Source organism: Vibrio sp. V43_P6S15P86 (assembly GCF_009904725.1).
GTDB lineage: Bacteria > Pseudomonadota > Gammaproteobacteria > Enterobacterales > Vibrionaceae > Vibrio > Vibrio diabolicus.
Genome location: NZ_WXWT01000323.1, coordinates 1 through 15,157 on the forward strand (window position 1 = coordinate 1; position 15,157 = coordinate 15,157).

11 protein-coding genes are annotated in these 15,157 nt (G+C 45.7%); 1 reads left to right on the forward strand and 10 read right to left on the reverse strand.

Annotation, left to right across the window (positions count from 1 at the left end; all coding sequences use genetic code 11):
- Window positions 1–157 precede the first annotated feature (157 nt).
- Window positions 158–1,225: a uroporphyrinogen decarboxylase gene (gene hemE, locus CAG69_RS14205; protein ID WP_006743188.1), complete on the reverse strand. Its 1,068-nt coding sequence runs from the start codon at window positions 1,223–1,225 to the stop codon at window positions 158–160.
- Window positions 1,226–1,472: 247 nt separating this feature from the next.
- Window positions 1,473–2,270: an NAD(+) diphosphatase gene (gene nudC / locus CAG69_RS14210; protein ID WP_161444793.1), complete on the reverse strand. Its 798-nt coding sequence runs from the start codon at window positions 2,268–2,270 to the stop codon at window positions 1,473–1,475.
- A gap of 177 nt (window positions 2,271–2,447) precedes the next feature.
- Between nudC and rsd the strand changes: the two genes are divergently transcribed.
- On the forward strand, window positions 2,448–2,939 hold the full coding sequence (gene rsd, locus CAG69_RS14215; protein ID WP_161444795.1) for a sigma D regulator: 492 nt from the start codon (window positions 2,448–2,450) through the stop codon (window positions 2,937–2,939).
- A 172-nt stretch (window positions 2,940–3,111) separates the two neighbouring features.
- On the opposite strand, the gene rpoC is transcribed toward rsd, so the two are convergent.
- The 8 genes from rpoC to secE form a co-directional block, all read right to left on the reverse strand.
- Complete coding sequence (gene rpoC, locus CAG69_RS14220; RefSeq protein WP_005382514.1) at window positions 3,112–7,314, reverse strand: DNA-directed RNA polymerase subunit beta'; 4,203 nt, start codon at window positions 7,312–7,314, stop codon at window positions 3,112–3,114.
- Window positions 7,315–7,417: 103 nt separating this feature from the next.
- Entirely contained in the window at window positions 7,418–11,446 is a 4,029-nt protein-coding gene (gene rpoB, locus CAG69_RS14225; RefSeq protein ID WP_161444797.1) for a DNA-directed RNA polymerase subunit beta, read from the reverse strand.
- A gap of 252 nt (window positions 11,447–11,698) precedes the next feature.
- Window positions 11,699–12,067: a 50S ribosomal protein L7/L12 gene (rplL, locus tag CAG69_RS14230; RefSeq protein ID WP_005382540.1), complete on the reverse strand. Its 369-nt coding sequence runs from the start codon at window positions 12,065–12,067 to the stop codon at window positions 11,699–11,701.
- Between the two features lie 57 nt (window positions 12,068–12,124).
- On the reverse strand, window positions 12,125–12,619 hold the full coding sequence (gene rplJ, locus CAG69_RS14235; RefSeq protein ID WP_005397270.1) for a 50S ribosomal protein L10: 495 nt from the start codon (window positions 12,617–12,619) through the stop codon (window positions 12,125–12,127).
- A 293-nt stretch (window positions 12,620–12,912) separates the two neighbouring features.
- Window positions 12,913–13,614, reverse strand: a complete 702-nt coding sequence (rplA, locus tag CAG69_RS14240) for a 50S ribosomal protein L1 (protein WP_005384683.1) — start codon at window positions 13,612–13,614, stop codon at window positions 12,913–12,915.
- Window positions 13,615–13,618: 4 nt separating this feature from the next.
- Window positions 13,619–14,047 (reverse strand): 50S ribosomal protein L11, encoded by a 429-nt coding sequence (rplK, locus tag CAG69_RS14245; protein WP_005384682.1) that lies wholly within the window; start codon window positions 14,045–14,047, stop codon window positions 13,619–13,621.
- A gap of 164 nt (window positions 14,048–14,211) precedes the next feature.
- Window positions 14,212–14,760 carry a transcription termination/antitermination protein NusG gene (gene nusG / locus CAG69_RS14250; protein WP_005384681.1) on the reverse strand — a complete coding sequence of 183 codons (549 nt, stop codon included), beginning with the start codon at window positions 14,758–14,760 and terminating at the stop codon, window positions 14,212–14,214.
- A 13-nt stretch (window positions 14,761–14,773) separates the two neighbouring features.
- Window positions 14,774–15,154 carry a preprotein translocase subunit SecE gene (secE, locus tag CAG69_RS14255; protein WP_005397258.1) on the reverse strand — a complete coding sequence of 127 codons (381 nt, stop codon included), beginning with the start codon at window positions 15,152–15,154 and terminating at the stop codon, window positions 14,774–14,776.
- Between the last annotated feature and the right edge of the window lie 3 nt (window positions 15,155–15,157).

The following is a 15,157-nucleotide window of genomic DNA, read 5'->3' on the forward strand; positions in this document are numbered from 1 at the left end:
AGATTAAACAATAAGCGTACAGACTAAATAGTAATTAGATCATAGCAGGCCAAATACTACTAGAGCTGTACAGCCTTGAGTCTCAGATAGAAAAACTGAATTTTAGGTAAAAAAATACCGGCACTGAATGCCGGCATTTGATTTCAAAACATCTAACTTACTTGTGGTATGGCTTAGATAACTCGTGTACCGCTTCCACAAATACGCCCGCATTTTCTGGCGGTACATCCAAGTGGATACCGTGACCTAGGTTGAACACATGACCAGTCCCCGTATCACCAAATCCTTCTAGGATATCCGCTACTTCTTCGCGGATGCGCTCTGGTGAAGCGTAAAGCATGGATGGGTCCATGTTACCTTGCAGCGCCACTTTATCACCGATACGTGCTTTCGCGTCTGCAATGTTGATTGTCCAGTCTAGACCAACCGCATCACAGCCCGTTGCTGCGATTTGCTCAAGCCACATACCGCCATTCTTAGTAAACAGTGTGACTGGCACGCGACGACCATCGTTTTCACGAATCAGACCATCAACGATCTTGTGCATGTATTGCAGTGAGAACAGATTGTAATCACGAGGCGTTAGTACGCCACCCCATGTGTCAAATACCATTACCGATTGCGCGCCTGCTTTAATTTGCGCGTTTAAGTACTCGATAACGCTGTCTGCCAGCTTATCTAGAAGTAGGTGCAGAGTTTGTGGTTCCGCGTACATCATCTTCTTGATCTTGGTAAACGCTTTAGAGCTACCACCTTCGATCATGTACGTCGCAAGAGTCCAAGGGCTACCAGAAAAACCAATCAGCGGCACTTCACCCTTCAGGTCTTTACGGATCTGGCGTACTGCGTTCATTACGTATTGCAGTTCACCTTCAGGATCTGGCAAACCAATTTTTTCCACGTCGGCTTTACATGTAATTGGGTTATCAAAAACAGGTCCTTCACCCGCAGCGAAACGTAAACCAAGCCCCATTGCATCTGGAATCGTTAAGATGTCCGAGAATAAGATCGCGGCATCAAGAGGAAAACGGCGTAATGGTTGAAGTGTCACTTCGGATGCTAATTCTGCATTTCGACACAAAGACATGAAATCACCCGCTTCTGCACGAGTCGCTTTGTATTCTGGTAGGTAACGACCTGCCTGGCGCATCATCCATACTGGCGTGTAATCTACCGGCTCTTTTAAAAGCGCACGCAGATAACGATCATTTTTTAATTCAGTCATTCCGTAATTCCAACTGTTAGGCTTTCTGTGAAAGAGGGTATTCTATCACTGATTTAAGTCCAATAGCTGTGTGCTTTGCAACCTGGATCAAGTTATTAACTTTTAAATCAATGCTTAATTTGCACCCAATCGGTATCAGTGTTAAAAATTTGTTCGCTAGCGAAAACTACAATTATAAACTGAGTACTCAGTACTCAGCATCTCATAACGACATCTTACTTACCCCCTCCCTCTCGGAGGGTTTTTTTTATCTATTTATCAGATAATTAGTGTCTATATCTTTCAGCGTTTGTTCGATAAGTGCTCTTGCAATCGTTCCTTTAGGCGCAACAGGCGGCATCTCGTCGATACCAAACCATTGTGCATCAGACAGCTCAGTGTAGTCTGGACTTAACTCTCCAGATTCATAGTCAGCTAAAAACCCCATCATCATACTCGATGGGAAAGCCCAAGGCTGGCTGCCGAAGTAACGAATATTTTTAACGAGAATTCCCGTTTCTTCATGAATTTCTCGAGCCACACACTCTTCTAATGTCTCACCAACTTCTAGAAAACCCGCAATGACGGTATACATACCATTTCGATGCCTAGGATGTTGGGCCAATAAGATCTGGTTCTCTTTACGCACAGCAACGATAATACACGGAAATATTCGAGGATAATGGAGAGTACGGCATTCGCCACACTGCATAGCTAACTGGTTATTATTAAGAAAGTTTCTTCCACCGCACTGTGGGCAAAAACGCAGACTTTGCGTCATGTGCCCATACTGGACCGCTTTACTTAACAACATAAATAATGGCTCAGGAAAATGCAGGCAGTCGCGTAGTGAGACTAATGGTAGATCATGCTCCAGATCAGACAAATTAAGCCACATGACGGGCGAACCTGAATACTCACCAATGGGCCTTGCACTCACTTCAGGCAGTGATAACTGCTCTGCAGACCCGAAAGGCACAGCACCATCCACCAGCCAAATTTCACTTCCTGCAACAACACACCAGTATGCATTTATCGCGCGGTTAACATCACCTTTTCTTAACATTACACCATCCCTTTGCTTGAAGTTCGTTCATTTTACTGGCAATCTAATTTCATACTAGAGTTTGTCGTTAAGTAAATTTGCACTCTAAATTCTAGTAAGGACAAGAGTTTGTAATAACTTTACTAACTTTGCTTTGCAAAGGATACGTTCGCCAACAGGCGATCAGATCATGAGGGCATGGTCATGCTAAAAAAATTCAAACAAACACAAGACCAGTGGGGTGGCTCAAGTGATGTCATTGATCACTGGTTAGAGACACGACAATCCCTGATTGTTGAATATTGTAAGCTTGCAGCGCTGCAACCTTGTTCGAAAACCAATGTTATTGAACTCCCATCTCCTTCCGAACTGCAGGATTTCTGTCAGCACCTCGTTGATTACATCTCCGAAGGCCACTTTAAAATTTATGACATGGTTATGGACCGTTGGAAAGCAACCGGCTTTGTCGTGACTAATGAGATCAATCAAACCTATGGTCAAATTGTTCTAACGACTGAACCATTATTGAACTTTAACGATAAGTACTCAGAAGTGACTGAAGATGATGAATTAAATGATTTCGATTCTGATATGTGTCTCATTGGGGAAATTCTTGAGACTCGCTTTGAAGTCGAGGACTATCTGATACAGCAAATCGCAGAAAGCCTGTCTATGCCACCTGGGGCTTAGTATTTGCAAACATTTAGAAATAGAGTGAGAGAAAAGACTGACGATCATCGTCGGTCTTTTTTGTTTCTAGCTTTATCGAAAATCCCACCGGAAGAACAAAGTAGTATAAAAACTAAAAAGGCACCCGAAGGTGCCTTTTTCTTAAGCTTTTAACGATTACTCGTTATATGACTTACTCTTCAGAAGAGAAACCAGCGTTTAGAAGTGCCGCTAGGTTATCCGTTGCTTGCTCAGCAGAAGGACCATCTTGCGCTTCAGAACGTTTAGCTTGACGCTCTTGGTGGTATGCGAAACCAGTACCAGCTGGGATCAGACGACCAACAATTACGTTCTCTTTCAGACCACGTAGGTCATCACGCTTACCAGAAACCGCAGCTTCTGTTAGTACGCGAGTTGTCTCCTGGAACGATGCCGCAGAGATGAACGACTCAGTCGCTAGAGATGCTTTAGTAATACCTAGTAGTTCACGTTCGAAACGTGCAGGCTCTTTGCCTTCAGCTTCTAGGTTACGGTTAGCAATCTTAACTTGTGAGTACTCAATCTGTTCACCAGGTAGGAACTCAGAGTCACCAGAGTGAGTAATAGTACACTTACGTAGCATCTGACGAACGATAGTTTCAATGTGCTTATCGTTAATCTTAACGCCTTGTAGACGGTAAACTTCCTGTACTTCGTTAGCAATGTACTGCGTTACCGCGTGTACGCCACGTAGACGTAGGATGTCATGTGGAGACTCTGGACCATCTGCGATCACGTCACCACGTTCAACTTTTTCACCTTCGAATACGTTCAACTGACGATGCTTAGGAATCATCTCTTCGTAAGCTTCACCGCTTTCACGTGTGATCACTAGGCGACGTTTACCTTTCGTCTCTTTACCAAAGCTCACAGTACCTGTGTGCTCAGCAAGGATTGCAGGCTCTTTCGGCTTACGTGCTTCAAATAGGTCAGCAACTCGTGGAAGACCACCGGTGATATCTTTGTTACCGCCAGACTTCTGAGGAATACGTGCTAGTGTTGCACCAACACCTACTGCTGCGCCATCTTCGATGTTCACAATCGCTTTACCAGGTAGGAAGTAGTGAGCTGGCATATCAGTACCAGGGATCATTACATCGTTACCTTGCTCGTCAACAAGTTTGATAGCTGGACGCATATCTTTACCTGCTGAAGGGCGAGCTGCTGGGTCAGTTACTTCGCTTGAAGATAGACCAGTTAGGTCATCAGTTTGACGAGATACTGTTACGCCGTCGATCATATCTACGAACTGGATGCGACCTGCTACCTCAGTAATGATAGGTAGTGTGTGCGCTTCCCAGTTTGCAACTGTTTCGCCAGCTTGAACTGTATCACCATCGCCTTTGCTTAGTAGCGTACCGTAAGGCAGTTTGTGCTTCTCTTTAGTACGACCAAACTCATCAACGATAGTTAACTCTGTCGCACGAGAAGTGATAACGATCTTACCGTCATCAGCCAATACAGATTTAGCGTTGTGTAGCTTGATAGAACCGTTGTTCTTAACTTGAACACTGTTCTCTGCCGCTGCTGTCGATGCCGCACCACCGATGTGGAACGTACGCATCGTTAGCTGTGTACCTGGCTCACCGATAGACTGAGCAGCAATAACACCCACTGCTTCACCTTGGTTCACTAGGTGACCACGTGCTAGGTCACGACCGTAACATTGTGCACAACAACCGAAGTCAGAATCACACGTTACTACAGAGCGCACTTTCATGCTGTCTACTGAGTTCTCTTCCATGATTTGACACCACTTCTCATCGATCAGGGTGTTACGTGGAATAAGAACGTCTTCAGTGCCAGGTTTTAGTACGTCTTCAGCAACAACACGACCAAGAGCAAGTTCAGAAAGTGCAACTTTAACATCACCACCCTCGATGTGAGGCATCATGTCGACACCTTCGTGAGTGCCACAGTCATGTTCAGTTACAACAACATCTTGAGCAACGTCTACTAGACGACGAGTTAGGTAACCCGAGTTCGCTGTTTTCAGTGCCGTATCCGCAAGACCCTTACGAGCACCGTGCGTTGAGATAAAGTACTGAAGTACGTTTAGACCTTCTTTAAAGTTCGCTGTGATCGGCGTTTCAATGATTGAACCATCTGGACGCGCCATCAGACCACGCATACCCGCAAGCTGACGAATCTGTGCTGCAGAACCACGAGCGCCCGAGTCCGCCATCATGTAGATGCTGTTGAATGACTCTTGCTGTTCCTCTTCACCGTCACGGTTAACTACCGTTTCAGATGAAAGGTTTTCCATCATTGCTTTCGCAACACGGTCGTTGGTCGATGCCCAGATATCGATAACTTTGTTGTAGCGTTCGCCCGCAGTAACAAGACCTGATTGGTACTGTTCCTGGATTTCACGTACTTCTTCTTCCGCTTCTGCGATTTCAGTATACTTAGCTGCTGGTACAACCATATCGTCGATACCAACAGATACACCAGAAAGTGCCGCGTATGCGAAACCGGTGTACATGATTTGGTCAGCGAAGATTACTGTGTCTTTCAGACCTAGTTTACGGTACGCCTCGTTAAGTAGGTTAGAGATTTGCTTCTTACCTAGCTTTTGGTTAACGATGCTGTACGGTAGACCAGCTGGCACGATTTGCCATAGCATTGCACGACCAACAGTGGTGTCTACCATCTTGGTTTCTGTAGTGCTGTTGCCATCTTCGTCTACAACAGTTTCTGTAATACGTACTTTAACGCGTGCGTGAAGCTCAGCTTGTTTAGTGCGGTATGCTTTCTCAGCCTCTTCTGGGCCAGAAAGGTACATGCCTTCACCTTTCACGTTGATCTTTTCACGAGTCATGTAGTACAGACCCAATACAACGTCCTGAGAAGGTACGATGATCGGATCACCTGACGCTGGCGACAGAATGTTGTTTGTCGACATCATCAGAGTACGAGCTTCAAGCTGTGCCTCTAGAGTTAGAGGTACGTGAACCGCCATTTGGTCACCATCGAAGTCCGCATTGTACGCCGCACAAACAAGTGGGTGTAGCTGAATCGCTTTACCTTCGATCAGTACTGGTTCGAACGCCTGGATACCGAGACGGTGAAGTGTCGGTGCACGGTTCAATAGTACTGGGTGTTCACGGATTACTTCGTCTAGGATATCCCAAACGACCGCTTCTTCACGCTCTACCATTTTCTTAGCAGCTTTGATTGTAGTCGCAAGACCACGAGTCTCTAGCTTGCTGTAGATGAATGGTTTGAATAGCTCAAGTGCCATCTTCTTAGGAAGACCACACTGGTGTAGACGAAGGTATGGACCTACTGTGATTACAGAACGGCCAGAGTAGTCTACACGTTTACCTAGAAGGTTCTGACGGAAACGACCTTGTTTACCCTTGATCATATCAGCAAGAGATTTCAGAGGACGCTTGTTAGAACCTGTGATCGCACGACCACGACGACCGTTATCTAGTAGCGCATCAACAGACTCTTGCAGCATACGTTTTTCGTTACGTACGATGATGTCCGGAGCAGCTAGCTCTAGAAGACGCTTCAAACGGTTGTTACGGTTGATCACACGACGGTATAGATCGTTAAGATCAGAAGTCGCAAAGCGACCGCCATCTAGAGGTACTAGAGGACGTAGATCTGGCGGAAGTACTGGAAGTACAGTCAGGATCATCCACTCTGGGTTGTTACCCGATGCGATGAACGCTTCTACCAGCTTAAGACGCTTAGTTACTTTCTTACGCTTAGTTTCAGAGTTTGTTGTCTCTAACTCTTCACGCATTTGTTCTGCTTCAGCGTGCATATCCATAGAACCTAGTAGGTCCTTGATAGCTTCCGCACCCATCTTAGCAGTGAACTCGTCGCCCCACTCTTCTAGACGATCTAGATACTCTTCTTCCGTAAGCATCTGACCTTTTTCTAGATCAGTCATACCTGGTTCTGTTACTACGTACATTTCGAAGTAAAGAACACGTTCGATATCACGTAGAGGGATATCCATCAGTAGACCGATACGAGACGGTAGCGATTTTAGGAACCAGATGTGAGCTACTGGTGAAGCCAGTTCAATGTGGCCCATACGGTCACGACGAACTTTAGTTTGTGTAACTTCTACACCACACTTCTCACAGATAACACCACGGTGCTTCAGGCGCTTGTACTTACCACAAAGACATTCGTAGTCTTTAACTGGACCAAAGATACGCGCACAGAACAGACCATCGCGTTCAGGTTTGAACGTACGATAGTTGATCGTTTCAGGTTTTTTAACTTCACCAAAAGACCATGAACGGATCATGTCTGGTGAAGATAGACCGATTTTGATTGCATCAAATTCTTCGGTCTTATGCTGTGCTTTTAGAAAGTTTAATAAGTCTTTCACAATCAGCTCCTGTAAGGAGTTAAAAGGAGCTCACTCGCTAAAGTGAGCACCTTCTTCCAAATAATCGCTTTGATTCTCTCGACTTTCATCAAGAGAGAAAGGATTACTCTTCGTCTTCTAGCTCGATGTTGATACCTAGCGAGCGGATCTCTTTCAACAGTACGTTGAACGATTCTGGCATGCCAGGTTCCATGCTGTGGTTACCGTCTACGATGTTCTTGTACATCTTAGTACGGCCGTTAACGTCATCCGACTTAACCGTTAGCATTTCTTGTAGCGTGTAAGCAGCACCGTATGCTTCTAGTGCCCATACTTCCATCTCACCGAAACGCTGACCACCGAACTGAGCTTTACCACCTAGTGGCTGCTGAGTTACTAGGCTGTACGAACCAGTTGAACGAGCGTGCATCTTGTCATCAACAAGGTGGTTCAGTTTCAGCATGTACATGTAACCAACAGTTACAGGACGCTCAAACGCATCACCTGTGCGACCATCAAATAGCGTTAGCTGACCTGATGTTGGTAGATCTGCTAGCTCAAGAAGTGCTTTGATTGACTCTTCTGGAGCACCATCAAATACAGGAGTCGCGATAGGTAGACCGCCACGCAAGTTCTTGATCAGAGTACGTACTTCATCATCAGATAGAGAAGCAATGTCTACTTTCTGGCGAGTGTCGCCTAGGTCGTAAACTTTTTGTAGGAACTCACGGAATTTCGCTAGTTCTTGCTGCTCTTTAACCATCTGGTTGATCTTGTCACCGATACCTTTCGCTGCCAGACCTAAGTGTACTTCTAGGATCTGACCGATGTTCATACGCGAAGGTACACCCAGTGGGTTAAGTACGATGTCTACAGGCTGACCTTTTTCATCGTATGGCATGTCTTCAACAGGGTTGATCTTAGAGATTACACCCTTGTTACCGTGACGACCCGCCATCTTATCACCAGGCTGAATGCGACGTTTAACCGCTAGGTAAACCTTAACGATCTTCAGTACGCCTGGTGCTAAATCATCACCTTGAGTGATCTTACGACGTTTAGTTTCGAACTTCTTATCGAAGTCAGCTTTTAGCTCGTCCCACTGCTCAGCAAGTTGCTCAAGCTGAGTTTGTAGTGCGTCATCTTCTAGCGTTAGCTCTAGCCACTTCTTACGATCAGTCGTGTCTAGTTTCGCTTCAGAGTAACCGCCTTCAATCAATACAGCTTTAACACGGTTTAGAAGGCCACCCTCAAGAATCTGGAATTCTTCAGTTAGGTCTTTCTTCGCTTCTTTAAGCTGCATCTGTTCGATTTCAAGCGCACGCTTGTCTTTCTCTACGCCATCGCGAGTGAAGACTTGAACGTCGATGATCGTACCTGATACAGAGTTAGGTACACGTAGTGAAGTATCTTTAACATCAGATGCTTTTTCACCGAAGATAGCACGTAGTAGCTTCTCTTCAGGCGTTAGCTGAGTTTCACCTTTAGGTGTTACTTTACCAACTAGGATGTCGCCACCCTTAACTTCAGCACCGATGTAAACGATACCTGACTCGTCTAGTTTAGACAGAGCAGATTCACCTACGTTTGGAATATCAGCTGTGATCTCTTCAGAACCAAGCTTAGTATCACGCGCCACACAAGTAAGTTCTTGAATATGGATTGTCGTGAAGCGGTCTTCTTGAACTACGCGCTCAGATACTAAGATCGAGTCTTCGAAGTTGTAACCGTTCCAAGGCATGAACGCGATACGCATGTTTTGACCAAGCGCAAGTTCACCAAGGTCTGTTGAAGGACCATCAGCAAGCACATCACCGCGTGATACAGGCTCACCTGGCATCACACATGGGCGCTGGTTAATACATGTGTTCTGGTTAGAACGTGTGTATTTAGTCAGGTTGTAGATATCGATACCAGCTTCACCTGGTACTAGCTCTTCTTCGTTAACTTTAACAACGATACGAGAAGCATCTACTGACTGGATTACACCACCACGTTTCGCAACTGCAGTTACACCTGAGTCAACTGCTACGTTACGTTCAATACCAGTACCAACAAGCGGTTTGTCAGCTTTCAGTGTCGGAACTGCCTGACGTTGCATGTTCGCACCCATCAATGCACGGTTCGCATCATCGTGTTCTAGGAACGGGATAAGCGATGCAGCGATAGATACAACCTGGTTTGTCGCAACGTCCATGTACTGAGCGTGCTCACGAGGGTGTAGACCAGATTCACCTTTCTGACGAGCTGTGATCAGCTCATCTGCAAAAGTACCATCTTCGTTTAGCTTAGCGTTCGCCTGAGCGATAACGAATTGGCCTTCTTCGATTGCAGATAGGTAATCTACTTCGTCTGTTACTACGCCATCTACAACGCGACGGTATGGTGTCTCTAGGAAACCGTACTCGTTACAACGCGCAAACGCAGATAGAGAGTTGATCAGACCGATGTTTGGACCTTCAGGCGTTTCGATAGGACATAGACGACCGTAGTGCGTTACGTGTACGTCACGTACTTCGAAGCCAGCACGTTCACGAGTTAGACCGCCAGGACCCAATGCAGAAATACGACGCTTGTGCGTTACTTCTGATAGCGGGTTGTTTTGGTCCATGAACTGTGAAAGCTGTGAAGAGCCAAAGAATTCTTTAACTGCCGCAGAAATTGGCTTCGCGTTGATCAAGTCTTGAGGCATGATTGCGTCAAGATCGCCTAGGCTTAGACGCTCTTTAACTGCACGCTCAACACGTACTAGACCTACACGGAACTGGTTCTCAGCCATTTCGCCTACAGAACGGATACGACGGTTGCCTAGGTGGTCGATATCGTCCACTTCGCCCTTACCGTTACGGATCGCGATCAGCTTCTTCATCACTTCGATGATATCAGTTTCATCAAGTGTGCCTTGCTCTTGAGCATCTTCACGGCCGATAGAGCTGTTGAACTTCATACGACCAACAGTCGATAGATCGTAACGCTCTTCAGAGAAGAATAGGCTTTCGAATAGAGCTTCTGCAGCTTCTTTTGTTGGCGGCTCACCAGGGCGCATCATGCGGTAGATTTCTACCAATGCAGAAATACGATCAACCGTGCTGTCGATACGTAGTGTTTCTGACATGAATGGACCGTGGTCTAGATCGTTCGTAAACAGAACTTCTAGCGCTTTGTGGCCAGCCTGAGATAGGTTCGCTAGTGCTTCCAGGCTGATTTCCTGGTTAGCGTTAACAATGATCTCGCCAGTTGCTTCATTGATGTAATCTTTTGATGCAACTTTACCTACGATGTACTCAACTGGTACTTCGATGTGATCAACACCATCTTTTTCTAGTTGGCGGATATGACGAGCTGTTACGCGACGACCTTGCTCAACGTAAACTTTACCATTCGCTTCGATGTCGAATGACGCAGTTTCACCACGTAGACGATCTGGAACCAACTCCATCAATAGAGTTTGGTCTTTCACTTCGAAGTTCACTTTCTCGAAGAAGAGATCTAGGATTTCTTCTGTCGACTTACCTAGTGCACGAAGAATGATCGATGCTGGTAGCTTACGACGGCGGTCGATACGAACGTACAAGTTATCCTTAGGATCAAACTCGAAATCAAGCCATGAACCACGGTAAGGAATAACACGTGCGTTGTATAAAACTTTACCTGAAGAGTGGGTCTTACCCTTATCGCTGTCGAAGAACACGCCTGGGCTTCGGTGCAGCTGGGATACGATAACCCTCTCGGTACCGTTGATTACGAAGGTACCATTGTCTGTCATGAGTGGAATTTCACCCATGTAGACTTCTTGTTCTTTAATGTCTTTTACAGTACCTGCTGGCGCGTCTTTATCAAAGATAACTAGGCGTAGTTTTACACGTAGTGGCTTTGAGTAAGTTACACCGCGGATTTGACATTCTTTAACGTCAAAAACTGGCTCACCAAGACGGTAGCTAACGTATTGCAGCTCAGAATTGCCGTTGTAGCTCTGAATCGGGAATACAGAACGGAAAGCGGCTTCAAGACCGTATTGACCTTCAGGATCCTGTTCGATAAATTTGTCGAACGAATCGATCTGGATCGATAGCAGGTATGGAATGTCCAAAACTTGTGGACGAGTACCAAAGTCCTTACGGATGCGCTTTTTCTCGGTATAAGAGTAAACCATGGGGTTCCTCAGCTCGCTGATAAGTGACCCAAACTGTCCGCCCGCTCCTAGTTACTTAAGGGGGGTAAGGGACAGTGACTAATATAGCTGTTTACTGTAGTGACATTTCATTTCGTAAGAATGAAATGTTTTTTGCATGGATATCAGGCGCTTAAACAGCGGGAAAATTCGCCTATACCCTACAGCGCAAAAAGGCCGGTGGTTAAAAAACCACCAGCCAATTAGCCGTTAGGCTAAGAAACTATGCAATAATTACTTAACAGCAACAGTTGCACCAGCTTCTTCTAGCTGAGCTTTAAGAGCTTCAGCTTCTGCTTTCTCAACACCTTCTTTAAGAGGTGCTGGAGCGCCGTCTACTAGAGCTTTAGCTTCTTTAAGACCTAGGCCAGTTGCGCCGCGTACTGCTTTGATTACAGCAACTTTGTTACCGCCAGCAGCTTCTAGGATTACGTCGAATTCAGTTTGCTCAGCAGCAGCTTCGCCTGCAGCAGCGCCGCCAGCTACAACAGCAGCAGCAGCAGAAACACCGAATTTCTCTTCCATTGCTTCGATTAGTTCAACAACTTGCATTACAGACATTTCTGCAACTGCGTCTAGGATTTGCTCGTTAGTAATAGACATAACAATTCTCTTTTAAGTCAACAATAAGTTTATTAAGCAACCAGTAAAAAGCAAGGCTTATGCCGCTGCTTCTTGTTTTTGATCGCGGATAGCTGCGATAGTACGCGCCAGCTTGCCAGCCGAAGCTTCTTTCATGCACATCATTAGGCGTGCAATTGCTTCGTCGTAAGTTGGTAGTGTTGCTAGTACTTCAGCGTCAGTTAAAGCGCCTTCATAAGCAGCAGCTTTGATCTCGAAATCTTTGTTCTCTTTAGCGAAGTCTTTGAAAAGACGCGCTGCAGCACCTGGGTGCTCATTAGAGAATGCGATTAGTGTAGGACCAGTGAAAGTGTCAGTTAGACACTCGTACTCAGTACCTTCAACCGCACGACGAGCAAGAGTGTTACGAACAACTCTCATGTAAACGCCAGCTTCACGAGCTTGTTTACGTAGAGAAGTCATCGCGCCAACTTGAACGCCACGAGAATCAGCTACAACTGCAGAAAGTGCACCACTGGCAGCTTCGTTGACTTCAGCAACAATTGCTTTTTTGTCTTGAAGGTTTAAAGCCATCTTGGATTTACTCCTGGTTGTCGTTACACCACTCACTATCATCACGACAGTGAGAGCTATTGAGGTGCTTCCCCAGAAGAAAGTTAACTATATTACATAGAGCTTTCTGTCAGTTCGGGCACCATCTACGTAGGATAATTAAGTTTGCTTTTACACAAACACCTACGGTCTTGGACGGAGACTGGGTCTTAATTCATTTCGAACTAGGAGACAGTTCAAAGAACCAAAGTTCAGCCCCAACCACAAATATTAGGCGCAAAATTATACACTAATTTTGCGCCTAAGCAAATAAATTATGCTTGAGTGTTCAGGCTAGCCTGATCAACAGCAACACCAGCACCCATAGTAGTAGAGATGCTTACTTTCTTCAGGAAAGTACCTTTCGCTGAAGATGGTTTAGCTTTCTTCAGAGCAACTAGAAGTGCTTCTAGGTTCTCTTTGATCTGCTCAGCAGAGAAGTTGGCTTTACCGATAGTAGTGTGGATGATGCCGTTTTTGTCGTTACGGTAACGAACCTGACCAGCTTTAGCGTTTTTAACCGCTTCAGCAACGTTAGGAGTTACAGTACCAACTTTAGGGTTTGGCATAAGACCGCGAGGACCTAGGATAGTACCTAGTTGACCTACAACGCGCATTGCATCTGGAGAAGCAACAACTACGTCAAAGTTCATTTCGCCTTTCTTAACTTGCTCAGCAAGATCTTCCATACCTACGATGTCTGCGCCAGCTTCTTTAGCTGCTTCAGCGTTAGCACCTTGAGTGAACACTGCAACGCGGATTTCGCGGCCAGTACCGTGAGGTAGTACAGTTGCACCACGTACGTTCTGGTCAGATTTACGAGCATCAATGCCTAGGTTAACAGCAACGTCTACAGACTCAACGAATTTCGCAGTCGCTAGTTCTTGAAGAAGAGCAACAGCTTCGTTGATTTCGTATTCTTTAGTTACGTCAACTTTTTCGCGGATTACGCGCATGCGCTTAGTTAGTTTTGCCATCTTATTAACCCTCTACCACTAGGCCCATTGAACGAGCAGTACCAGCGATAGAACGCTTCATCGCTTCGATGTCAGCACCAGTCATATCAGCAGCTTTAGTTTCTGCGATTTCTTGGATTTGAGCGTCAGTTACAGTACCAACTTTTTCAGTGTTTGGACGACCTGAACCAGACTTAACGCCAGCAGCTTTCTTAAGAAGAACAGCAGCAGGTGGAGTCTTAGTTACGAACGTGAAAGAACGGTCGCTGTATACTGTGATAACTACTGGAGTTGGTAGACCTTTCTCAATAGATTCTGTTTTTGCGTTGAACGCTTTACAGAATTCCATGATGTTCACACCGTGTTGACCTAGTGCAGGACCTACTGGTGGACTAGGGTTAGCCATACCAGCAGCAACTTGTAGCTTGATGTAAGCTTCAACTTTCTTAGCCATGATAATTCCTAAGTTTGGGTACAAACGCTAATCGCGGATCAGCTCCCCGTTTGTGTAAGAAACTTTTTACTTCACTTGAAGTAAAAAGGCGCGAAATTATAGTCATAATCCGCGCCTTATACAACCCTAAGAAGGTGATTTTTTATACTCTTTAACGAAGAGTCTTAGTCCAGCTTTTCAACCTGACCAAATTCAAGCTCAACTGGTGTCGCACGACCAAAGATCGAGACAGACACTTTCAGGCGGCTCTTCTCGTAATCCACTTCTTCAACAGTACCGTTGAAGTCAGCAAATGGACCTTCGTTAACACGTACCACTTCACCCGCTTCGTACATTGTACGTGGACGAGGCGCTTCACTCGCTTTCTCAAGACGATTAAGAATCGCGTCAGCCTCTTTATCCGTGATAGGTGCCGGACGGTCTGAGGTACCACCAATGAAGCCCATGACACGCGGCACACTGCGTACTAGGTGCCATGATTCATCGTTCATAATCATCTGAACAAGGACGTAACCTGGGAAGAACTTACGCTCAGATTTGCGACGCTGACCCGCGCGCATTTCTACTACTTCTTCAGTAGGAACCAGTACTTCACCGAATAGCTCTTCCATGCCGTGCATTTTGATATGCTCGCGCAGAGATTGAGCTACACGACCTTCAAATCCAGAGAAGGCTTGAACCACATACCAGCGTTTTTTTGGAGCTTCACTCATGAATAAAAACCCTCTATACCCCAGTTGCTAGAGCTACTAGACGAACCATAATTCCGTCAATACCCCATAGCACTAGAGCCATTACAATACTTACAGCTAAAACGATCAGTGTTGTTTGCATGGTTTCTTGGCGAGTAGGCCAAACAACTTTACGTACTTCCATACGCGATTCTTTTGCAAAACTGATCGCTGCTTTACCTTTAGTCGTTGTTGCTGCAACGCCTAAGGCAGCTGCAATAAGAACAACAACGCCTGCAGCACGAACCACTACAGACATTTCACCATACAGGTAATTACCCACAACAGCGGCAGCTGCCAATACGAAAGCGGCTAACCACTTAAACGTATCTGCTGCGTTTGAGCTATCAGGAGTTTCAGCATTATTTGCTTTCATAAA

Coding starts and splice junctions, on each gene's coding strand:
- hemE (WP_006743188.1), bottom strand. CDS start 1,225: ATGACTGAATTAAAAAATGATCGTTATCTGCGTGCGCTTTTAAAAGAG.
- nudC (WP_161444793.1), bottom strand. CDS start 2,270: ATGTTAAGAAAAGGTGATGTTAACCGCGCGATAAATGCATACTGGTGT.
- rsd (WP_161444795.1), top strand. CDS start 2,448: ATGGTCATGCTAAAAAAATTCAAACAAACACAAGACCAGTGGGGTGGC.
- rpoB (WP_161444797.1), bottom strand. CDS start 11,446: ATGGTTTACTCTTATACCGAGAAAAAGCGCATCCGTAAGGACTTTGGT.
- rplL (WP_005382540.1), bottom strand. CDS start 12,067: ATGTCTATTACTAACGAGCAAATCCTAGACGCAGTTGCAGAAATGTCT.
- rplJ (WP_005397270.1), bottom strand. CDS start 12,619: ATGGCTTTAAACCTTCAAGACAAAAAAGCAATTGTTGCTGAAGTCAAC.
- rplA (WP_005384683.1), bottom strand. CDS start 13,614: ATGGCAAAACTAACTAAGCGCATGCGCGTAATCCGCGAAAAAGTTGAC.
- rplK (WP_005384682.1), bottom strand. CDS start 14,047: ATGGCTAAGAAAGTTGAAGCTTACATCAAGCTACAAGTTGCTGCTGGT.
- nusG (WP_005384681.1), bottom strand. CDS start 14,760: ATGAGTGAAGCTCCAAAAAAACGCTGGTATGTGGTTCAAGCCTTCTCT.
- secE (WP_005397258.1), bottom strand. CDS start 15,154: ATGAAAGCAAATAATGCTGAAACTCCTGATAGCTCAAACGCAGCAGAT.